Here is a 21,271-nt window from a genome sequence, read left to right on the forward strand (position 1 = left end):
GACCCCTTCACCGATCAACAGCGGTTTTCATCCGCTGGGCCGCCGCAATCGTTACGCGACGATCTCCTTAATGACGTTGCCATAGACGTCGGTCAGCCGGAAATCGCGGCCCGCATAGCGATAGGTCAGTTTCTCGTGATCGAGTCCCATCAAGTGCAGGATCGTGGCGTGCCAGTCGTGGATATGGCATTTGTCTTCGACCGCTTCGTAGCCGTATTCGTCAGTGGCGCCATAGCTGAAACCCCCTTTGACGCCGCCGCCGGCCATCCAGGTCGTATACCCTTTGTTGTTGTGGTCGCGACCGTCGGAGCCTTGCGCCGCCGGAGTCCGGCCAAATTCGCCCCCCCAAATGACAAGCGTGTCGTCGAGCAGGTTTCGCTGTTTCAGGTCAGCCAGTAGCCCAGCGATCGGCTGATCGCAAGCGACGGCCCGCGCCTTGTGATCTTCGGTCAGATTGCGATGCTGGTCCCAACCTCCATGGGTAACTTCGATGAAGCGAACGCCTGCTTCCGCAAATCTTCGCGCGAGGAGACATTGCTTGCCGAAGGCGTCGGTCGGTCCGCCGTCGGCGCCGTACATCGCCAGCGTCGCCTTCGACTCGTCCGAAAGGTCCATCACCTTCGGCATCGTGTCTTGCATGCGGAACGCCAACTCATACGACTCGATCATCCCTTCCACCGCGGGCTGATACTGTTCGCGCTCGAGCTTCTCGCGATTGAGAAACTGGATTAGATCGAGCTGCTTCCGTTGTTGGCGGCTGGAAAGCCGTCCGTTTTTAATGTCGTCGACGCTCTCTTGGTTCGACGCAGGCATGAACTGTCCGACTCCGCCGCCGCGACCGACCTTGGTCCCACCGTAAACGGCCGGCAAGAAGGCGCTTCCCATGTTTTGGGCGGCGCCGGCGGGTGCGCTCAGCGAAACGAAGCCGGGAAGGCTGCTGTTCTCGGTGCCGAGCCCATAGAGCGTCCAGGCGCCAAGCGACGGGCGAATGAACTGCACGGTGCCAGTATGCATTTGCGTCATGGCGCCGGGGTGAAGCGGCTGATCGCAGTGCATCGAGCGAATCAGCGTCATTTCGTCGGCATGTTCCGCCACCTTGGGAAACAGATCGGAAATCCAAAGCCCGCTGTCGCCCCGCTGGCGAAATTCCCAGGGAGATTTCATCAGCGAACCGCCGTAGCGTCCCCGTCGGCCGTGATCTTTCGCAAGCTGCGGCTTGTAGTCGAAGGAGTCGACATGCGAAGGTCCGCCGCTCATGCAGAGGAAAATGACCCGTTTCGCGCTGGCAGGAAAATGTGCGGCCTTGGGCGCCAGCGGATTATCCGGTTTCGCGTTCGCCGCTTCTTGTGCACGGGCTCGCTCGGATTGAGCCAATCCTGCGAAAGCCAGGTAACCGAAACCGGCCGAGCAGCATTTCAAGAGTTGACGTCGATTGAGCATCGCGGAGCCTCGCGTAGGAATAGATAGAGGGACTAGTCGATCAGGCGAAACTCGGCTGACGCCAGCAGAGCCTGACAAAAGGCGGCCATGGCCAACGGACTGCCGGGCGTACGGCTACGCTGCGAAGCGCTGGTCTCGTTGAACTGGCGGAGGAAATTGGAACTGGCGGTTCGCTCGTCTACGGTTGGCGAACGGCCGTAGCAAAGCTGAAACGCAAGATCGATTTGATCGCCGAGAGAATTATGTTCCTTGGTAACTCGTCCCGCGAGCGCGTCGGCTTGTTTCAGCACGAACGGGTTATTCATCATGTAGAGCGCTTGGTTCGGCGTGTTCGACGACTCGCGAACGCCGGTGATCGAGTTGGGATCGGCGAAGTCAAATGCCTCCAGGCTGCGGGGGAGTTCGTCCCGCACGATTGGCAAATAGACGCTACGGAACTTCGCGTCCTCCATGTCGAGCTGATGCGTCACGCTGCGCATGGCGTTGGCGAAGGCGTTTGGTTGATTGGGACGCGGCATGAACGGGGTGCGGAATCGTCCACCGAAACCCCCTTGGTTCATTCCGAAGCCGCCGCCTTGGCCGCGCTGGGCGTTCATGGCCGATTGGAACATCGCGCGAATGTCTTCGGGCGATCCTCCCAATGTTCCGCCGCGAACTCGGGTATAGCCAGCATCGTATACCGGACCGGCGTGCGGTCGTTCTTCGTCGAGGCTGCCGCTGATCGCCAGCATCGCGTCGCGAAGCGATTCGGCGTCCAATCTTCTTGGGTTGGCCCGCCAGAGGAGCCGATTGCTTGGATCGATTTCGTGTGCACTGGGGGAGAACGCGGAACTGATGCGATAGACGCGAGAAGTGGCGATCTCCTTTACCAGCGTTTTCACCGACCAGTTCGACTTGACGAACTCTAGCGCCAGATGATCGAGCAACTCGGGATGCGTCGGACTTTCGCCGGTCACACCGAAGTTCTCTGGCGAGCGAACAATTCCGTAGCCGAGGAGGTTCTGCCAAATCCGATTCACCATCACGCGCGAGGTCAATGGGTTGTCAGCGCTGCCGACCCACTCGGCGAACTCGCGGCGTCCGCTGCTTTCGCTGGGAATTGCAAAGCTCTCGGTGGCAAACACCTGCGGCAGACCGCGCGGGACGACGGCGCCACGCTGATCGATTTCTCCGCGGATCAGGACCGGGAGATCTCGTGCCCGTCGTTCTTCTTTGACTCCCATGCAAAAGCTGATCGGAATGCCGTTTTCGTCGACGCTTCCCAATTTGGCGGAGAGTTCCGCCAAACGGTTGGAGGTCCGAATGAGCCGCATTAGCACGTTTGCCTGGTTGTCGCCCGATCGCATATCGCGTCGTACTTCGGCGGCTTCCTCACGCAACTCCTTCATCTCGTCCTTCATCTTCTCCATCTGCACGGACGTGTATTTCGGCTTCGCGTCGTTCGGATCGTCGACCGGCAGCGGAATTAAGCTGCTGGTTCGTTGGACCTGAACTTGCCGGTAAGGCCCGTAGTCGGAGGGAGGTGCGCCGAAGAAGGTCGTCAGGTTGTTGAACATGCCGGCCAGGGCGTAGTAGTCAGCCTGGCGAAATGCGTCGAACTTGTGGTCGTGGCAACGAGCGCAGGAAACGGAAGAGCCAAGGAAGACCCGCGTCGTCGCGTCGATTTGCTCGTCCACCAGATCGGCTTGAAATTGGATGCGATTCCGCTCGTTGACGTTTTTCGGGCCAATCGCCAGAAACGTGGTCGCGACGATATTCTCCGCCGATTCTTCATCTGACTTCGCCGGAAGCAAGTCGCCTGCGAGCTGCTCGACGGCGAACTCATTGAACGGCTTGTCGGAGTTGAACGCGTCGATGACATAGTCGCGATATCGCCAGGCGTGCGGGTAGGTCATGTTCACTTCGCGACCGGTCGATTCGGCGTACCGGACGACGTCGAGCCAATGCCGACCCCAACGCTCGCCAAACTGCGGCATCTCGAGCAATCGATCGACGACTTGCTCAACCGCATCGGACGGATTCTTTTTCCAGACGTTCTCGAAATCTTGAATCTCCTCCGGCGTCGGCGGAATCCCGATCAGATCAAAGTAGAGTCTGCGCAAAACCTTTTGGGGTTCGGCGTCGGCGGCCGGCGGCAGTTCGTTGCCTTCGAGCTGCGCCAGGATGAACCGGTCGATGTCGGTAATGGCCCAGTTGGAATCTTGCGTCTGGGGAACCTCCGGCTGACGCAGCGGTTGATACGCCCAGAATTGTTCGCGGGCCTGGGCGATATCTTCGGCGGTGACGCTCGGCTGGATCTGTTCGACCTGACGTTCGCGGGGATCAGGGGCGCCCATTTCAATCCAAGCGCGAATGTCGGCGATCACTTCCGGCGCCAGCTTGCGATTCGGCGGCATCCGGAAGTCTTCGTGATTGACCGCGTTGTAGAGGAGGCTCTGTTCCAGGTCTCCAGGGACGACTGCTGGTCCGTTGTCGCCGCCGATGTGGGTCAGCTCGCGGGTATCGAGTCGCAAGCCGCCGCGGATGTTGCCCGCCTTTTCGCTGTGACAGCAGTAGCATTCTTTGACCAGCACGGGACGGATTTTCGCTTCGAAGAAGGTCAGCTGTTCCGCGGAGTATTCGCTCGCCGCGTCTTCGGCAAACGCGACGGGCGCGATCAGGAAGAGCAGGAGCCCGCCGCTGAGGAGGCTGAACAGCGATCGCGAATGTTCGTGAGTCAGGGGCATATGATCCAGACGTCTCATCTTTTCTCACTCCAAGGCAGCGGACCAGGCAATCGCGTTATTGATTACTTACCCGCAGCCAGGCGAATATGACGAAGTTTTTTTGAACAGACGAAAAAAGGGGCGTTTTACGGATCGCTGGGGTACGTTCCCTGCGTCAGCGATGCGTCGACAATGACCCGGATCTGATCGATGAGCGGTCCCCAAACGGAGACGTCGAGTCGGACGGTTCGCCGATCTTCGCTCAGGACGATCCCGTCTCCGAACGGCGATCCGTTAAGTTCCAAACCTCTTTTAAATTGCGGCACGCGTCCGCCTCGTAAAGAGAAAACACCGTCGGTAGCGCGAAGTTCTTCTTCGCGAACAATCAGGCCCAAAATCGGCTTGGTGAACGTGATGCTTCCTTGGATCCGCTTGTCCGATTCGGGGGCGGCAGCGTCTTCCTGGTCTTCGGGATTGAACTGCAGGATAAAGCTGCGGACGCGAGTTCCCGCTGGGATTTCGCCGCCGGTAAGTTGCAGTTCACGCCGATATCTCCCCGGGGCGTCGATATTGACGGAGCAGGGATGTTCCAACACGACCGGATAGCCTTCCGGAAAAACGAAGATGTTGGCGTCGCTTTCAATCCAATCAAGTCGCCGCGGCCAAGGCGGAGCGAACCGAAACGCGCCGGTCGACCTGACAATCCCGGATGCGGCCGGCCATAGTTTCTCGAAACGCTTGGGACTAAACGCAACTTTGCTGACTGCCCCCTGTGAGTTCAGCTCCAGCGATTCCCCTTCGACGAGCCGCCGCTTTTCGTCGCTTTTCCCAATCACTTCGACCTCGCCGTCAAACACGGTGACGATCGACGAGCCATCCTCATTCAGGGCGACGCCAAACGCGGTTCCCAGGTCAATGATTTCCGATTGCGGCGTTGTGACGACAAACCCTTCGGCCCCATCGGGAACTGTTGCGGTCAATAAGCCGGACAACAGATGGGTGCGTTCAACCGTTTCGATTTGGTACTGAGCCGGCCCCTCGAGCGTCACTTCCACGCCGCTATCGAATTCCAAGTGCAAAACGCCTTCCAACAGGTGAAGCTGATCGGCCGCCAGGCGATCGCCAGCGTGCAGCTCTTGTCCTGTCGCGGTACGAACATTCTCGACCAGCGTGATGGTGACGAACGAGTCGTCGACTTCCTCGACCTGGGGAGCGACGTCGTTGGACGCCTGGTGGGAATCGCCATACCAGTAAGGAATGCTCGCGATCAGCAACAAGCACGCAGCAAGCGCCAGGCAGATCGCGATAATTCTTGCGGGGCGTACAGGCTTTCTCGAGACCGGCGTCTCTAGATCCTCGGCGGAGAACTGTTGCAGCTTGATTTCCGCTTCGAGACGTTCGTCGAGATAAACGGTCTCGGCGAAGCGTCTGGCGTTCGCCGGATCGGCGTTGATCCACGTTTCGAGTTCGGCGAGCTGCTCCGGCGTGAGAGTCTCGTCGAGGTAACCATGCAGAAGGAAGTCGATGTGGGAACTCATCCGCTCGCTCCCTCCGCGGCCGCTTTCGCTTCGACGCAGTCGCGCAGTTGTTCTCGGATTCGCTGCAGCGCTTTGGCGACAGTGTTCGCCGTCATCTTCACTTTTTCGGCGATCGCGGCCGGCTTCAAATCCTGTTCGTAACGCAAGTCGCACAGCGTGCGGGCTCGACCTTGCAGCTGGGCGATGCACTCTGGCAGGAAGTCGAGCTTGGCGGCCGGAGTCTCGGATAGAAACGTTGCCTGAAGATTGGCGATCGTCTCTTCGCTGAAAACTAACCGGTCCCGTTTGCGACGTCGCAAGTAGAGACCGATCTGATTTCGCGCGACGCCGATCGCCCAGGCTTTGAACGGTTTGCTCGGCTCATAGGTTTCGAACGACTTCAAGACCGCCAGGGCGGTCTCTTGCATAACATCGTCCCGGTCGGCGCGGTCACGCACGACCGAAGCGACAAACGCCGCGACTATCGGTTGAGCCGACGTCCAAAGCCGAGTTGCGTGTAAGGTCGAATCGTCCAAATCCCCTCTCCGAAAGTGCCGCTAAAGGTAACTTATCCGCCGCCCGACGTTCGTGACGCAGAATCTTGGAAAATCGCGAGGATCGGTTCGGCTAGTTCGCAGTCGGAGTCGCTCGGTGTCGACGTAACCTGCTTGTAGATAGCGGTTTACAAGGTAGCTGGCGGACCTGTCATTCCAGTCCTGGAATTAATCGCCGCTTCCAACATTACCTTCGCCGGGTTGCCAGACCATTGCGCGGGTGAGTTTGCACCTGAGGCGACACCTGACCTGCTTCGTTCCTGCCGGTGGCATGGCTTTTGCAATTCACCGTGATCCGTGCCCGATTGGGCTTCACACCGTTCGGCTTGTTGGGATTGTCGCAAGAGCTGCGAGGTCAATTATGAATCTGTTGACCGCACTGGGCGCCGCGTTGCTATTGGGGGGACTCACCTTTTCGCTCGCCAGCGTGTTGGTGATCGCGGGGCGCTTTCTGGCTGTCGACGAAGATCCGCGGATCGGAATGGTCGACAAGATGCTTCCCCAGGCCAATTGCGGCGCTTGCGGGGTCCCTGGCTGTTCCGCTTTTGCGTCGGCGGTTGTCGCGGGAACTTTGCCGCCGGGGAAGTGCACGGTCAGCTCACCGGAAGAACTTGCCAGACTAGCTGCGTTTTTGGGTGTCGAAATTGGCGCTGAAGAACGACTGGTTGCGCGGATCGCTTGCGCGGGCGGCGTGAACGTCGCCAAGTGGAGTACCGAATACGCAGGGACCAAGTCTTGCGCCGCAGCGACGCTGGTCGGCGGCGGGGGGAAGGCCTGTTTGTACGGTTGCTTGGGGCTCGCTGACTGCGCCGTCGCTTGCGATTTTGACGCGATCGTCATGAACGAGCATAACCTGCCGGTGGTGCTGGAAGACCGCTGCACGGCGTGCGGCGATTGCGTCGCCGCCTGTCCAAAAGGGCTCTTTACGCTGCAACCAATCAGCCACCGATTGTTTGTCGCATGTGCGTCATTGGACAACGGCCGTGGCGTCCTCGACAACTGCAACGTCGGCTGCACCGGCTGTACGAAGTGTGCGAAGGATTCGGACGGGCATATCGAAATGCAGGGACATCTGCCGGTCATCCTGGGACCGGAAGGGGGACGGATGAAGTCCCCGATCGACGGCTGTCCGACCGGAGCCATCGTTTGGCTCGATCCAGAGCTTGGTCCGCAAATTGGCGAAACGGCGCTAAAGAAGAAGCGCCGCAGCGAAATGAAGGAGGAAGTCTCGTGAGTCAATTATCGTGGCCAATTTCAACCTTCTTTCGCGGCGCCGAACTTGAAGAGACCGGCCATGGGTTTGTCGAATCGCTGGTCGCGTGGGCCAAGTCTTCTCTTGGGGGCAAAGGTTTTGCGCATGGGATCCACCCGCCGGAGAACAAAGACGACACGCGCGATTTGGCGATCGAGCCGTTTCCGCTGCCAGAGTTGCTGACGATTCCGCTAGCGCAACATATCGGCAAACCATCGAAGCCGGTGGTCGGCAAAGGGGACAAAGTTACGCGCGGACAATTGATCGCTGAGCCCGACGGCTTCATGTCGGTCGCCATCCATGCTCCGGTCAGCGGCGTGATTCGAAAAATCGCCCCCGCGCCAAACATCAAAGGAAAGATGGAGCCTGCCTTCTTCCTGCAGCCCGATGAAGATGCGTCGCAAGAGATGCCGGCCCAGGAAAGATTCGACTACCAGACCGCTACGCCCGCGGAGATCATCGCCGCGATTCAGCAGGCCGGCATCGTCGGACTTGGTGGGGCGGCGTTTCCAACCCATGCGAAGATCAAGGTTCCCGAAGGGAAGTCGGCCGATACGCTGCTGATCAACGGCGCCGAGTGCGAGCCCTATTTGACGACCGATCACCGTGTCATGTTGGAGCATGCGGACGACGTGATGACCGGGATCGAGTATCTGTTGAAAGCGTGCGGCGCCAAGCAGGCGATCATCGCCGTAGAGGCGAACAAGGAGGACGCGGCGGAAACGCTGCGTGCCGCGATTCGGCCGGGACGACCGGTCACCGTCGAGGTGTTGCCGGTCAAGTATCCGCAGGGCGCCGAAAAGATGCTCGCCAAATCGGTGCTGGGACGTGAGGTTCCTGCCGGCGGTTTGCCAATCGATGTCGGTATCGTTTGCGTGAATGTCGGCACGACGGCGAACGTCGGTCGCTTGCTTCCCCATCGCCTCGGGCTTTACGAACGGGTCGTCACGGTCGGCGGACCCGGCGTGAAACGAAAGGGAAACTTCCGCATTGCGATCGGAACTACGCTGCGATTCATCCTCGAAACGGTCGGAACCGAGGAGGACATTTCGACGGTCGTCATGGGGGGACCGATGATGGGGAACGCGGCGTCGAGTTTGGACATTCCGATCACCAAAGGTTCGACCGGGGTGATCGCCATGACGCAGCAGCAGACCGGCGTGATGATCGATCGCAAGGAGTATCCCTGCATCACGTGCGGCGCCTGCGTTGACGCCTGTCCGATGTTCCTTAACCCATCGCAACTCGGGTTGCTCTCGAAGAACGGCCGCTTCGACACGATGGCGAGCGACTATCACTTGATGGCCTGTTTCGAGTGCGGCTGCTGCTCGTACGTCTGCCCCTCCAAGATTCCGTTGGTGGAACGATTCCGCGTCGCCAAAGCGGCGATTCGTAGTGGTGGAGGAAAGCGATGAAACTGCTCGAAAGGCCGCTGACGATTCGGATGTCGCCGCATATCGGTGCGGTCGCCAGCGTCGATGCGATTATGTTCAACGTCGTGCTGGCGCTGACGCCGGTGGTTGGATACGCGATTTATCTGTTCGGAATCGCGGCCATCCTGGTCATTGCGACGGCGACCTTCTCATGCGTGCTAAGCGAACATCTGCTCTGCAAAGCCAGCGGCAAAGCGACGACGATTGGGGATGGATCGGCCGTGATTACGGGGCTACTGTTCGGGCTGACTCTGCCGCCAAGCTTACCCTTGTGGATGGCGGCGGTCGGCGGCGTCATCTGTATCGCCATCGGGAAGTATATCTTTGGCGGTTTGGGCTTCAATCCGTTCAATCCGGCGCTTGTCGGTCGTGCGATCATGCAGGCCACCTTTCCCGCGCCGATGACGACCTTCTTCCCCCTCTCCGAAGATCGCTTTCATTCGATTCCTACGTCCACCTTCGCCTTCCCGTTTACGAAGCCGCTCTATGACGGCTTGTCGGGAGCGACGCCGCTGGCGGATTGGAAGTTCAACCAGACGTCGACCGCCGCTTCCGGACTACTGTGGGGAAATGTGCCTGGTTCGACGGGGGAGACATGCGCCGTTTTGATTATTCTCGGCGGGGCCTATCTGGTCGCGCGTGGGATGATGAGTTGGCGAATCCCAGTGTCGATCTTTGCGTCGGTCGCGGTTTTCTCAGGCGTTTTGCACCTGATCGACCCAGACCGGTTTGCCGGCCCGCTCTTCATGCTGCTGTCGGGCGGCCTCGTCCTTGGCGCGGTCTTCATGGCGACCGATATGGTTTCGGCGCCGATCACGCCTCGCGCTCGGATCGCCTTCGGCATTTTGATTGGCGTCCTGACGGTGACGATTCGCGTCTGGGGAGGCGCATCGGAAGGAGTGATGTACGCGATTCTAATTGGCAATGCGCTGAGCCCTCATCTGGACGGTTGGTTGCAGCCGAGGTTGTTTGGCCGCGTGCGGGAGTCGTCGACATGAGTCAGGTAGAAACGAGCCATGCAGAGAAGGTCGAAGCGGTCATCGCGGTGGAGCACGTCTCCCCAGCGGAGGAGTCGTCCGCCTCTTCGATTCTGCGCATTTACGGAGTTGTGTTGGCCGTCGGTCTAATTTGCGGATTGTTGATCGTCTCGGTGTTCGAGATTACCAAACCGATCATCGCACGCAACCGCATCAAGCTCCGCGAGTCGGCGATTCTCAACGTGATCGACGGCGCCACGGCCAGCGTCGGCTACGCCTATGACGAATCGGCGAAAAGCTTTCGGCCGGTCGAAGAAGGGGCTGACCTGTTCGCCGGTTTTGACGACGCCGGCAAGCTTGTCGGCATCGCCGTCGAGACTTCCGCAATGGGCTACCAGGATAACATTCGCATCTTGTACGGCTACGATCCCGCGACGGAAACGATCGTCGGCATGAAGGTGCTGGAGTCGCGCGAAACGCCGGGGCTGGGGGATCGGATCGAAAAGGATCCCAACTTCATCGCCAACTTCCAATCGCTTGACGTGGCGGTCGGCGGCGACGGGCTGGCGCATCCGCTCGAGTTCGTCAAAGCAGGCGGTAAAACGCAAGACTGGCAGATCGACGGCATTACGGGCGCAACGATCTCGTCTCGAGCGACCGCCACAATGCTGCGAGAGAGTACCAACGTTTGGATGCCGAGAATTCAGGCTTGCAAGTCGCAGTTTCGCCAAGAGGAGCCCTAGGTTATGTCCGCCGGAACGATGAATGACTTTACCGATGGCGTTTTCAAACGGAATCCGGTGTTCGTACAAGTGCTGGGAATGTGTCCGGTGTTGGCGGTAACCAACACGGCGATTAACTCGTTGGCGATGGGACTCGCAACCGCCGGCGTGTTGCTGGCGTCAAGCGCCGTCGTCTCGTTGATCCGCCGCATCGTGCCGAGTGAGGTGCGGATCGTCACCTTTATTTTGATCATCGCGACCTTTGTGACGATGGTCGACTACCTGATTCAAGCGATCAGTCTGGAACTGCACCGCACGCTGGGCGCGTTTATCGCGCTGATCGTGGTGAACTGTCTGATCCTGGGGCGGGCCGAAGCGTTTGCGTCGAAACACCCGGTGCAAAGGTCGATTCTCGACGCGGCCGGGATGGGGGTCGGATTCACCGTCGGGCTCCTCTGCCTGGGAAGCGTCCGCGAGATCCTTGGCGCCGGAACGTGGTTCGGCATTCCGCTGCTTGGCCAGTCGTTCGAGACCTGGACGATAATGATGTTGCCGCCGGGGGGCTTTTTTACGCTCGCCGGCTGGCTGCTGTTGTTCCAATTCCTGAAGCAAAGAAAAGCCGCAAGCCGTGAGGCGACCGCATGAACGACGAATCACTCCCGACCATCTTCATCAACGCCTGCTTGGTGAACAACTTCGTGTTGGCGTACTTCCTGGGGATCTGCCCCTTTCTGGGCGTTTCCGGAAAACGAGACACCGCGGTCCGCATGGGAGCGGCGGTGACGTTCGTGATGCTGGTCGCTTCGATGGCGGCCTATGGGATCCACGCACTGCTGACGTGGGCAAACGCCCCTTATCTGGAATTGATCGCGTTCATCGCGGTGATCGCATCGACGGTGCAACTGGTCGAGATGTTCATCAAGAAGGTGAGCCGTCCGTTATTCGAGGCGCTCGGGATTTTCCTGCCGCTGATTACAACCAACTGCGCGATCCTGGCGGTGGCCCTGTTTCAAACCAACAAGGGATACGGCTTCTTGCAGGCCTTGGTCTTCGCTCTTGGCGCCGGATTAGGCTTTACGCTGGCGCTCTTCTTGATCTCAGGGCTCCGCGAGAAGCTGGAATTGGCTGACACGCCGGAGATGGTTCGCGGGACGGTGGTGGCGCTCGTATTGGCCGGAATCCTTTCCGTTTGTTTCATGGGCTTTGCCGGACTGTTCACCTGACATGATCGAAACGCTCTTGAAGGCCGTCAGCGGCATTTCCATCGCGATCGTCGGCTTGCTGGTCGTGCAAACGCTGCTGGCCAGAACGAATCGGACTCCGGCGGGCGAAGATCCGCTGGAAGGAAGGCTTGGCTGCGGCGACTGCGGCTGCGGTTCGGCGTGCAAGAAGCGGAATTGATGCAGCCCCAATCGTCTGCCGCGAGACGAACGCCCGTTGAATGACTAAAATTTGCGGATCTTGGCGAGCGCCTTTTCCAGAATCGAAACGTCGTCGGGCGCCTTGCCTCGATCGAGTGCGCCCAACCAACGATCAAACGCCTTGTCGACGACTGCGACCCCTTCTTCCGTCAAATCGGATTCCCAGATCTCGAACGACTCGTCCGGCGTTTGCCCCTTCTTGAGCAGCTTCCGAGCGGTCAGGCCGTTGTCTTGCAGGAAGTTGACGAACGCAACAAACCAGCGTTCCGTCTCCATTCGCCCTTGGGGACTCGGATCTGCCAGCAGAAACGTTTTGATGTTGGTGACCGGTTCGTCATTGGAGCGATCTATCACGCTGGGCTCTCCTCGGGGCTGGAGCGACCGTCGTTGTACTCGTTACCTCTTCTGGAAAATCTCCGGGCTCGGCCAACGGTCATCTTGGTTCCGCACGCATTCTTCCATCGGCGGTTTGACATTCGGCCAGTTTTGCGGGCGGATGCGAGCGACGCGGCCTGGGCGGAAGCCTTCCAGGATCAGCGGAACTTCAAACTGGATTTGAATCCCACTGCTACCGAGCGGCGGGTTCTCTTCGATCTTTTCGACCGCGACAATCTTGCCGTCCATGCCGTCGTGGTCCTGCCACCAGGTTCGCAAAGTGTTTTCGGCGGCGGCCATCTTGGCGCTGATGCCCGGTTTGAAGTCGGCGTACAGAGACTCGTCCATACCGCCGAACAAGGTCGCGGTGACCGTCGCGTGGCCGAATTTGCCGTAGTTGATCGTTTCGACGCGAGCCGGCATCCAGCGGGTGTGAATGTGATGGATATGGACGCCCCTTTGGCGTTCGGTCGCGACTTTCATCGCGGCCTCGTCGAGCCAAATATCGGCGACGTGAAACTGTTGATAGAGATAGCGGGGGTGCCATCCCAGAGCGAGTTGAACGGCCTGACCGTCCAGTTGCTTGGAACCATTGGTCGGCCAGGTTCCATCGGCGACCAGGTCATTGAGTCCCAGCAACTCTCTCCCGCGCCAGATTCGGGTCGAACTGTCGATGGTGAACTTGTGCTCGCCGCCGAGTCCGTCCCCTCCCTCCGGTCTTTCCAGACTAGCGACCAATTCTCCTTCGCCGCCACGAAAGTTCACTTCCTTCAGCTTCCAGGCTTTTCCTTCTCGCAGGCAAAGACTGGGCCCGTCTTCCAGCAGGATCGCGTGGTTTTCGCGCGGCGCGGTGACGTTGTTCCCGTTTGCGTTCGGCACGGCCGAAGTCTTGGGATCGGGCGGCAAATAAAAACGCCCGTACAAAACGGTACCAATCGGAATATCTCGCAAGTCAGCCGGAGCGCCGCGATAGAAGATCTCGCCGTAGGGGAGCATCGCGAAGTGGTGAAGCTGCCCTTCATGGTAATGGCCGTCGACATGCAGACGAAGGCTGCCGCGGCGGTTGATATGATCGACGAAAACGAGCTCGCCGCGGTAGGCTTTCGCCTCTTCCAGCGGCGGGAACTGATTGTCTGGCGAAGGGCGAAATGGCTCTTCCCCGCGCAGCGTACTGACGCTTAGCAAAGTGCACACCGCCAGCACAAGCTTCGTCAGAGCGTTACGTTCGATCAGTCGTCTCATGCCAGATCCAGTTCGCTATTGCTATCGCCGAATTTTTCGGATTCCACGCCCATCTTCTGCGCCATCGTCAGCAGTAGATTGCTCATGTGGGCGTTCACGTTCACCGGACGGCTGCAGAGATGATAGTGCTTGCCCGGCTCGTTGAGCTGGTAGCCGTCAAAGTGACCTTGGTTAAGGTCAATATGCTTTCCATGTTTCAGGCCGCAGCCGGTTCCGCCGGCCAAGACAAGGGGCAAGTTGGCGTTGCCGTGTCCGTGCCCGTACGCCATGCCGCTGCCGAAGAGAGACATCGTCGTTTCGAGGAGCGGGCGACCGTTCAGGTCAGGAGTCTCGGCCAAACGAGTCAGGAAATAGCTGAACTGTTCGACGCTAAACCGATCGCTTTGCGTCAGCTTCTCCATGTGATTGGGATCGCCGTTGTGATGGCTCAGTTCGTGGCGTGATTGGGAGATCCCGAGTTCCGGAATCGGCAGCCCTTGTCCTTCGATCCCGCTGCTGAAGGTAATCACGCGAGTCGCGTCGGTCTGGAACGCCAGCACAATCAAGTCGTAGATCGTGCGGAAGTAATCGCCGGCTTGCGTTTGCGGCACTTCGCGATCGGTGCGACGACGATCTTGTTCCAGGATCTCCGGACGGGGAACGTCAAGCCAGGCGTCTGCCCGGATGGCGCGAACTTCGGTCTCGCGAACGGCGGTCAAATACTGGGCCATCCGTCCTTTGTCTTCGTCCCCCATCTTCCGCTCCAGCGAGCGAACTTCTTCCAAATTCGCGTCGAGGACGCTCTTCTTGCGACGCAACGTGCGACGCTGAGCGGCGGTGCCGTTCTTCGGCTCTTCAAAGAGGTAAGCGAAGATCTCGCTGCAACGGCTCATCCCCGGCAGACGAATGCCGTCCGCCGTCCAGGCCAGCGATTCTCCCTTGTTGGCGATCTCTAGCGAATGGAACCGCGTGAACGGTGAGGTCACTTCGGCCATCTTCTGGTCGACGGAGATCGTATTGCGATCGGTCGGACCCAGTTGACCGCCGGTGAGCCAGATCTTCTGGCAATTGTGGTGATGCCCGAGACCGCCGGGATGATGCATGCCGCTGATCGGGGTGATGACGCTGCGATGTTTTTCGAGCGGCGAAAGGGACTTCGACAGGACGTAGTTCTCGCCGGGCGTCGTGATCTGATAGTCGAGCGTGTTGACGCCGTTCGGGATATAGACGAAGGCGCTACGGCGCGGCGACTCCATCTCGGCGCCCATCGCCGGACGCATGCAGTTCAAGAGCGGGAGCGCAATGAAGCTGCCAAGTCCACGCAGGACATGGCGACGATCGATCTGCCAGGAAGGTGTCATATTCTTGCTCTTAAAGGTTGTCCGTAATTTGCTTGAATCAGCCTACCCGAGTCTTATCTCTTCTTCATCAATCCCGACAAGGCGACGGCGCGCACAATGTCTCGCAACTGATAGTTCTTCGCTTTCGCCTCGCTGACGATCGCTTGAACGTCTTCTTGATCATCTACCGTCAGCACGCGACGCAATCCGTACGAGCAAAGGTGCTCGACAATCGCCGTCAAAAACTGATCGCGGTCATCGAGCAGCAGTTGCTTGAACTCGTCCGCGTTGGCGAAAGCGCGACCGTCCGGCATTTTGCCGCTCGGATCGACCAGCGGGTCGGCGCCGGTTCCTTTCTCGACTCGTTCGTGCGTGCGCCACTGACCGATCGCGTCGAACTGGTCGAACGCCAAGCCGAGCGGATCGATATTGCGATGGCACGCCGCGCAGCTCGCGTTGTGCGTGTGGGCTTCAATCTTTTGGCGGATCGTCGCCTTGGGACTGTCTGGCGGATTCGGTTCGATCGGATCGACATTCGCCGGCGGAGAAGGGGGAGTCTTGCCGAAGATCGCTTCGCTGACCCAAACGCCGCGATGCACAGGGCGTTGCCGCGTACCGTCCGAAGTCAGGCCAAGAATCGCGCCCATCGTCAACAGACCGCCGCGATGGTCATCAGGCTGCAACGCCACCTTCTGCACTCCGGACTTCTTCGGCATCGGGAGCCCGTAGAATTCGCAGAGGCGGGGATTGGCCATCGTCCAGTCGGACTTAATGAATGCGTCGATCGACAGGTTATTCTGAAAGACTTCGCGGAAGTATTGGACCACTTCTTCCCGCATGCTCGCTTCGAGCCAGACGTCGTATTCGGGAAACAAATTGCCGTCCGGCGGAAACATCCCCAGCCGATGCAACTGCAGCCATTGCCGGGGGAAGTCGTCGACGAACCGATCGGTCTTCGGGTCGGCCAGCATCCGATCAACCTGCTCGGCCAGAGCCTCGCCGTTCAGTTTTCCTTCCCGAGCCGCGTCAAACAGCTGCGGATCGGGCATCGAGCTCCAGAGGAAATACGATAGCCGGGACGCAAGTTCCCAGTCATTTAGTTTCGGGCGAGGTTGCGCGTCCCCTTCGACCAGATAGGTGAAGTTGCGGCTGTTCAGCACGCCGAGCAGAGCGAGTTGGTAAGCGGTAGTCGGAGTTTCGCCGGCCGCAAGTTCGGACTCATACGCTTGCAAGTAAGGGCGCAGTTCCTCGTTCGTTACCGGTCGCCGCCAGGCTCGCTCGGCGAAGCGATGAAGATGACTCATCACGACGTCCGGCGTCGCCTCTTCCGGCGGATAGACGTCGCTGCGGGTCGCTCGTTCGGCGTCGCTCTCAATCGGGCCTTCCCATTCAATCCAATCGAGCAGCACGAAGGAGAAAATTCCGTTCCCCTCTTCGTCGAAGAGTTTGGGGCCGGTCGGATTGAGCAGCTTGGTTTCGCTGGTATGGGTGAAGATGTAGTCTTGCCCACCAAGAATGTTGCGATGATGGGCGCCTTTATCGCGATTGATGATGTCGGTGACGACGACGTTGAATTCGAGACTGGTCGGCATTTCGAGAAAGACCTCGAACTCGATAATCTCCGGCTCGTCTTCAGGCGCCAGAATATCAAGCTCGATCAGACCTTCGTTCGTCCCTTCGCCAGTGCTCTTGCCGATTCGCAAGTGGGGCGTTTGACCGCCTGGAGGACGAACGCCGCTGATCTGCATGCGGACGCGATAGAGCCCGCTTGTCTCAGAACCGTTGCCGAACCAATGGGGGCGGAGCGCCTGCAGTTCGCGGCCGGGAAAGATCAGGGCACGCAGCGGACGCTTGATTCCAAAGCGATCGAGGAACGCTTGCTGTCGCTCGCCGCCGTTGTAACGCAACTCCGCCGCCGTCTTGTGAACCTTCTTCGTCTCGACCCCCTTTTCCGGAAAGGCGCGGCTTAAAACGATTTCGGAAGCGCGGTAGTAACGCTCGACGTGCGAAGGCGCCAGCGAAAGCTGCGAGCCGATTCGTTCAAAGCCATGCCACAGGGGATCAGCGTTCAACTCGCCTGGCTGGGTCGGATCGTAACGGACTCCCAGCAGATCGTAAACCGTGTTCTGGTACTCGCGTCGGCTAAGCCGGTAATGGGCGACCGGAGGTCGCGCCGCCATGCGGGCGGCTCGTCCGGCTTTGATCCGTGCGTCGATCTGCGAAACGACCGCGGCGATTTCGTCTTCGGTCGGTTGAGGTTCGTCTTCCGGCGGCATCTCTCCCGAATTGATCCGTTCGACGATTTCCCCCCAGAGGTGCGAGTCGGCGCCTGACTTGAAGTCGCGCGACAGTTGATCTATCCGCAAATCCCGCTCTACCAATTCCGGACCATGGCACCGGTTGCAATGCGTTTCGAGAAACCCTTCGAAAGGCTCTGCGGCGGACGCGATCGCCGAGCCAGTGAAGCATGCCAGCGCTAGGAACAGGAAACGCATGAGGGATGGCCTGGTTCGAGGAAGGATCAAGGCTTGGGGGGCGATAGGCAGGAGGCGAAAGCGATTGTGCGCGTTCTGCGAGCATGGGCATGATCGAGGGGGCTGGATCACACCAACATCCATACGTTTTCGCATCAGCCATTCTACTTCAATTCGTAGTCGATGGCATAGAACAAAGCGGGGGGCATCATCGTTGAAGCCAGGGACCATCACGATCCCGGATTCTCCCTCCTAAGCGAGCGATATTTACCGTTTACGGGATCTATCAATGGTTAAATGCCGATACTGTTCGCAACACTTCACTAGCAAAGTGTCTTCGTGCCGTCCCTTAGGAGACTCTGCATCGACGAATGCGTTTGAGAGTCGCTTCGATTGCTAGCCAATCGCGAGTCGTACCTGCTGCTGCGAAACCGAGAACGTCGCGATGTCGCCGCTGTTGAATTCGATGAAGTCGTCCTCGACGCCGTCCGAGAAGATCACTCCTTGGGTTGGCATCTGCGAACCGATCACCAGTTCGTCCTCGTCATTGAGAATTCCGATCACGTTTTCCGCGCTGGAATGACGGCTGACGAACGGTTCGCGGACCGCCCACATCAGCTTGCGTTCATCGCGGGCGAGCGTCAGTTTTTGGACATCGCCGCCGCTCACAAATCGACTGACCCCGGCCGCCATGTTGAAGACCGACGACATCCAGCCGGTCGCTCCGGCGCCGGTCGAAATAAGCACGCCGCTGGACGATTGGGCTTCGCGATTGCCGTTCACATCGAGCGTGTACCGCGCCGAAGCGTGCGAACGGCAGCCGACGAAAAAGTCGTTGAAGGCCAGCATTCGCTGCCCGGTGATGGTATTCACTTCGGCGAGTGTGATCTTCTGGTAGCGGGCTCGCTGATTCAGGACGCGCTGCACCGCCGCTCGCGCTTCGCGAACTTGAAACGGCAGGAGCAAACCATCGTAGCGGGCCGGATCGGGATTCACCCCAATCACCGGCAAGTCGCCCACATACTTGGCCGCGTTGGCCACCAGCCCATCCTGTCCGATCACAACCACCGCCAGGCAGCGGCCGAAGTCAAAGTTCGCCAGAAAGCCGCGGTCGACTTCCCGCACCGGAATCCCGAGATCAAGTTCGCGGAATAACTGCTTAAGCGATTGGTTGTACTGCGTGTCTTCCTGCTCGTACGCTTCACGGTCGGTCAGCGCGACGGCGGATTCAGCAAATGCGTCAATGTCCTGGTCGCTGACGGCCAGCCCCCGTTTCGCCCGGACCTTTCGGCGGCGTTCCACTTCGTGACCGACGGCGGCGCCGAGCAGAAAGTCGGCCTGGTTCGACGTTCCCCACCGCTGCTTGAGTCCTTCCAAGCGAGTATCGCGCGTGACGACGGCGATCATGTTGGAAATCATGCCCATGAGTTGGCTCCTTTCACGCGACTAGCGTTTGCGGCGTTTCCCTTCGCCAGACGAATCTTGTCCGTCCAGCAGCGTCGACAACAAGTCAGGCGAGATGTTCAAGTTGCCGATGTTTTCGGCGTTGTCGGCCAGGTCGCGGAACGCCATCGCGATCAACTGATTGGCGTCCAATCCGCCGGGGGCGGCCGCCAACAGCGTTCGCCAATCGATGTCCTTCAGCGGTTCGAGCATCGCCTTCAAAGCGTCGGCCTTCGCCTCCGATTCTTTCCGTTCGTTCTCGATCTTGCGGTCGACCAGCGTCGCACGTTCCTGTTCGATCGCGATATCGGCCTTCAGTTTCGTTTCGCGAACCTGACGCTGTTTTTGCTGGACGGCGATCTCGGTGTTCAGTTCGTTCTCTTTGATCTGACGTTCGAGTTCGACCGCCGTATTACGACGAGCGTAGATCGCTTCGTCCGCTTCCAACAGCAGCTTTTCGCGAGCTTCGGCCTGGAGCGCTTTCGCCATCTCCGGCGTCGCTTTGATCGACAAGACCGAAAGGTTCATTACCTCCACGCCGAGCAGCGCCACGGCGGGCGAAGCGGACAGTTGGGCGAAGACCTGGGCGACGAGTTCGTCGCTGCTGGTCAGCAACTCGCGTAGCGACTTCTTCAGCGTGAAGGCCCGGGCCAACGTCTGCGTGGTGTGAATCAAGCGGTCATTGAGTTTCGTCGGGTCGTCCGATCGGTACCGTCCCCAAGCGTCGACGCTGAAATCCAACAGCGTCGCGAGCTTGCCGGGGTTGGTCACGCGGAACGTCAGCTCTCCTTGAATCGTGGCGTCTTGAAAGTCGGCCGTCACTTCGTTGAAGACGAACGGCACGTCGGTACTGGCCAGCGGAAGTTGAACGAGCGTCGACGTGGGAGCGAAATAGAAGAAGGATAGACCGGCGCCTTCGCAGACGACTTTGCCCCTGCGGAACAACATGACATGCGTCGAAGGGGGCGCCTTCACATAGCTGATCCCGAACATTGCTGAAGTCCTTCAAAGATGAGGTTTCACCGCTCGAATTGAACTGTTGTTACACTAAGTGTATGTTTTACACTTTCTCGGGTCAACAATTTTGTTTTCACGATTTCAATATCTGTGAATTCCCTGATTTGGCCCCAAAATAAGCGCCAAGATCTCCCGAAGAAGGACGCGCCTCTGGTGAGAGATGTTCAGGGAGAATCAGCTGCGACTTGCGGCGCCGCTCGGGTTATCTGGCGCCAGCAATTCCTGCGGCTTCACCCAGCGCCGCTCGCGCCAGGATGTCATCCCGGCCTGAGCCAACGCGACGCCGTCGGCGCCGGAGCGGATTGACCAGGGAAAGTCCCCTTCGCCGGCTACGTGCTTCAGGAAGAGTTCCCACTCGGTTTTGAATGCGTTCTCCTCGTGCGTTGCGCTGGGCAACTTGCGCCACCCTTCGTAGAAGTTGATCGGCTGGGGTATGTCCGGATTCCAAACCGGCTGCGGGGTCGAGCCAAGGCTTTGCACCCAGCAGTCGCGCAGGCCTGCGACGGCTGATCCGTGCGTGCCGTCGATTTGAATCGTCAGCAGATCGTCGCGGCGGACGCGCGTAGACCAGGAGCAGTTGAATTGGCAAATGACGCCGCTCGCCATTTCAAAGATCGCATAGGCGGCGTCGTCCGCCGTGCAGGCGTACGCGTCGCCTTGTTCATCGATCCGCTCCGGTATATCGATCGCCGCGTGAGCGAGGACTGACTCGATCGGGCCAAGCAAGTCGTTGAGCACGTATTGCCAGTGGCAGAACATGTCGATGATGATCCCGCCGCCGTCTTCGGCCCGATAGTTCCAGCTCGGACGCTGGGCAGGGCGATCGCCATCGTGACCCGAAAAGACCCAGTAGCCAAACTCGCCGCGGACGCTCAGGATCTTGCCGAAGAAGCCTTCGTCGCGCAGCGTCCGCAAGTGGCGAATGCCAGGGAGCCACAGCTTGTCCTGCACCACGCCATTCTTGACGCCGGCCTGCTCGCAGCAATCGGCGAGCTCGAGCGCATCGGCCATTTCAATCGCAATCGGCTTTTCGCAGTAGACCGCCTTCCCCTGCTCCACCGCTTGGCGAATAACGCTGGGGCGATGGGGAGTAACGCCGGCGTCGAACACGATATCGACGCGGCTATCAGCGATCACCGCGTCTAAGTCGGTAGTGAACTCCACCGCGCGGCCGATCTCGCGCACGGCGACTTCCTCCGCCAAGTGTCGCAGCTTCGACTCCTCGCGGGCGACCAAGATCGGTTCGACTTGCAGCATGTCGCCGCTGGCGAGCCGGACGCCACCTTGTTTCATGATGGCCAGAATCGAACGCATAAAATGTTGATTCGTTCCCATCCGGCCGGTGACGCCATGCAGGGCGACGGTCAACTTCTTATCCAT

At 59.3% G+C, this 21,271-nt stretch carries 18 protein-coding genes; 7 read left to right on the forward strand and 11 right to left on the reverse strand.

The annotated features are described in order from the left end of the window. Positions 1 to 51: 51 nt before the first annotated feature. From LOC68_RS05300 to LOC68_RS05315, 4 genes are all read right to left on the reverse strand, one after another. Complete coding sequence (locus LOC68_RS05300) at positions 52 to 1,440, reverse strand: DUF1501 domain-containing protein (RefSeq protein ID WP_230216496.1); 1,389 nt, start codon at positions 1,438 to 1,440, stop codon at positions 52 to 54. A gap of 32 nt (positions 1,441 to 1,472) precedes the next feature. After that, positions 1,473 to 4,184: a PSD1 and planctomycete cytochrome C domain-containing protein gene (locus LOC68_RS05305; protein ID WP_230216498.1), complete on the reverse strand. Its 2,712-nt coding sequence runs from the start codon at positions 4,182 to 4,184 to the stop codon at positions 1,473 to 1,475. 107 nt (positions 4,185 to 4,291) lie between these two features. Beyond that, a complete protein-coding gene (locus LOC68_RS05310) occupies positions 4,292 to 5,683 on the reverse strand; it encodes a FecR domain-containing protein (RefSeq protein WP_230216500.1) in 1,392 nt (463 codons plus the stop codon). Further along, on the reverse strand, positions 5,680 to 6,198 hold the full coding sequence (locus LOC68_RS05315) for a sigma-70 family RNA polymerase sigma factor (RefSeq protein ID WP_230216502.1): 519 nt from the start codon (positions 6,196 to 6,198) through the stop codon (positions 5,680 to 5,682). The genes LOC68_RS05310 and LOC68_RS05315 overlap by 4 nt, the downstream gene beginning before the upstream one ends. 379 nt (positions 6,199 to 6,577) lie before the next feature. Between LOC68_RS05315 and LOC68_RS05320 the strand changes: the two genes are divergently transcribed. Genes LOC68_RS05320 through LOC68_RS05350 form a run of 7 tightly spaced genes read left to right on the forward strand, consistent with a single transcriptional unit; the run spans position 6,578 to position 12,001 of the window. Next, on the forward strand, positions 6,578 to 7,450 hold the full coding sequence (locus LOC68_RS05320; RefSeq protein WP_230216504.1) for a (Fe-S)-binding protein: 873 nt from the start codon (positions 6,578 to 6,580) through the stop codon (positions 7,448 to 7,450). After that, on the forward strand, positions 7,447 to 8,883 hold the full coding sequence (gene rsxC, locus LOC68_RS05325; RefSeq protein ID WP_230216506.1) for an electron transport complex subunit RsxC: 1,437 nt from the start codon (positions 7,447 to 7,449) through the stop codon (positions 8,881 to 8,883). Before LOC68_RS05320 ends, rsxC begins: the two co-directional genes overlap by 4 nt. Beyond that, positions 8,880 to 9,899 (forward strand): RnfABCDGE type electron transport complex subunit D, encoded by a 1,020-nt coding sequence (locus tag LOC68_RS05330; RefSeq protein WP_230216508.1) that lies wholly within the window; start codon positions 8,880 to 8,882, stop codon positions 9,897 to 9,899. The genes rsxC and LOC68_RS05330 overlap by 4 nt, the downstream gene beginning before the upstream one ends. Next, a complete protein-coding gene (locus LOC68_RS05335) occupies positions 9,896 to 10,621 on the forward strand; it encodes an FMN-binding protein (RefSeq protein ID WP_230216510.1) in 726 nt (241 codons plus the stop codon). The genes LOC68_RS05330 and LOC68_RS05335 overlap by 4 nt, the downstream gene beginning before the upstream one ends. 3 nt (positions 10,622 to 10,624) lie before the next feature. After that, positions 10,625 to 11,245 (forward strand): electron transport complex subunit RsxE, encoded by a 621-nt coding sequence (gene rsxE / locus LOC68_RS05340; protein WP_230216512.1) that lies wholly within the window; start codon positions 10,625 to 10,627, stop codon positions 11,243 to 11,245. Continuing rightward, complete coding sequence (locus LOC68_RS05345; RefSeq protein ID WP_230216514.1) at positions 11,242 to 11,823, forward strand: electron transport complex protein RnfA; 582 nt, start codon at positions 11,242 to 11,244, stop codon at positions 11,821 to 11,823. The genes rsxE and LOC68_RS05345 overlap by 4 nt, the downstream gene beginning before the upstream one ends. Before the next feature lies 1 nt (position 11,824). Next, positions 11,825 to 12,001, forward strand: a complete 177-nt coding sequence (locus LOC68_RS05350) for a hypothetical protein (RefSeq protein ID WP_230216516.1) — start codon at positions 11,825 to 11,827, stop codon at positions 11,999 to 12,001. Between the two features lie 44 nt (positions 12,002 to 12,045). Here LOC68_RS05350 and LOC68_RS05355 read toward each other — a convergent pair whose 3' ends face one another. From LOC68_RS05355 to LOC68_RS05385, 7 genes are all read right to left on the reverse strand, one after another. Beyond that, positions 12,046 to 12,375: a hypothetical protein gene (locus LOC68_RS05355; protein WP_230216518.1), complete on the reverse strand. Its 330-nt coding sequence runs from the start codon at positions 12,373 to 12,375 to the stop codon at positions 12,046 to 12,048. A gap of 42 nt (positions 12,376 to 12,417) precedes the next feature. Further along, entirely contained in the window at positions 12,418 to 13,638 is a 1,221-nt protein-coding gene (locus LOC68_RS05360) for a hypothetical protein (protein ID WP_230216520.1), read from the reverse strand. Next, the gene (locus LOC68_RS05365; protein WP_230216522.1) at positions 13,635 to 14,978 is read right to left on the reverse strand and encodes a DUF1552 domain-containing protein; all 1,344 of its coding nucleotides are present in this window, start codon (positions 14,976 to 14,978) and stop codon (positions 13,635 to 13,637) included. The genes LOC68_RS05360 and LOC68_RS05365 overlap by 4 nt, the downstream gene beginning before the upstream one ends. Before the next feature lie 53 nt (positions 14,979 to 15,031). Beyond that, a complete protein-coding gene (locus LOC68_RS05370) occupies positions 15,032 to 17,662 on the reverse strand; it encodes a DUF1592 domain-containing protein (protein ID WP_315858996.1) in 2,631 nt (876 codons plus the stop codon). Positions 17,663 to 17,827: 165 nt separating this feature from the next. Continuing rightward, positions 17,828 to 18,856 (reverse strand): hypothetical protein, encoded by a 1,029-nt coding sequence (locus tag LOC68_RS05375; protein ID WP_230216526.1) that lies wholly within the window; start codon positions 18,854 to 18,856, stop codon positions 17,828 to 17,830. 21 nt (positions 18,857 to 18,877) lie between these two features. Continuing rightward, positions 18,878 to 19,867 (reverse strand): SPFH domain-containing protein, encoded by a 990-nt coding sequence (locus LOC68_RS05380; RefSeq protein WP_230216528.1) that lies wholly within the window; start codon positions 19,865 to 19,867, stop codon positions 18,878 to 18,880. Positions 19,868 to 20,065: 198 nt separating this feature from the next. Beyond that, the gene (locus tag LOC68_RS05385) at positions 20,066 to 21,271 is read right to left on the reverse strand and encodes a Gfo/Idh/MocA family protein (RefSeq protein WP_230216530.1); all 1,206 of its coding nucleotides are present in this window, start codon (positions 21,269 to 21,271) and stop codon (positions 20,066 to 20,068) included.

The organism is Blastopirellula sediminis, assembly GCF_020966755.1.
Taxonomy (GTDB): Bacteria; Planctomycetota; Planctomycetia; order Pirellulales; family Pirellulaceae; genus Blastopirellula; species Blastopirellula sediminis.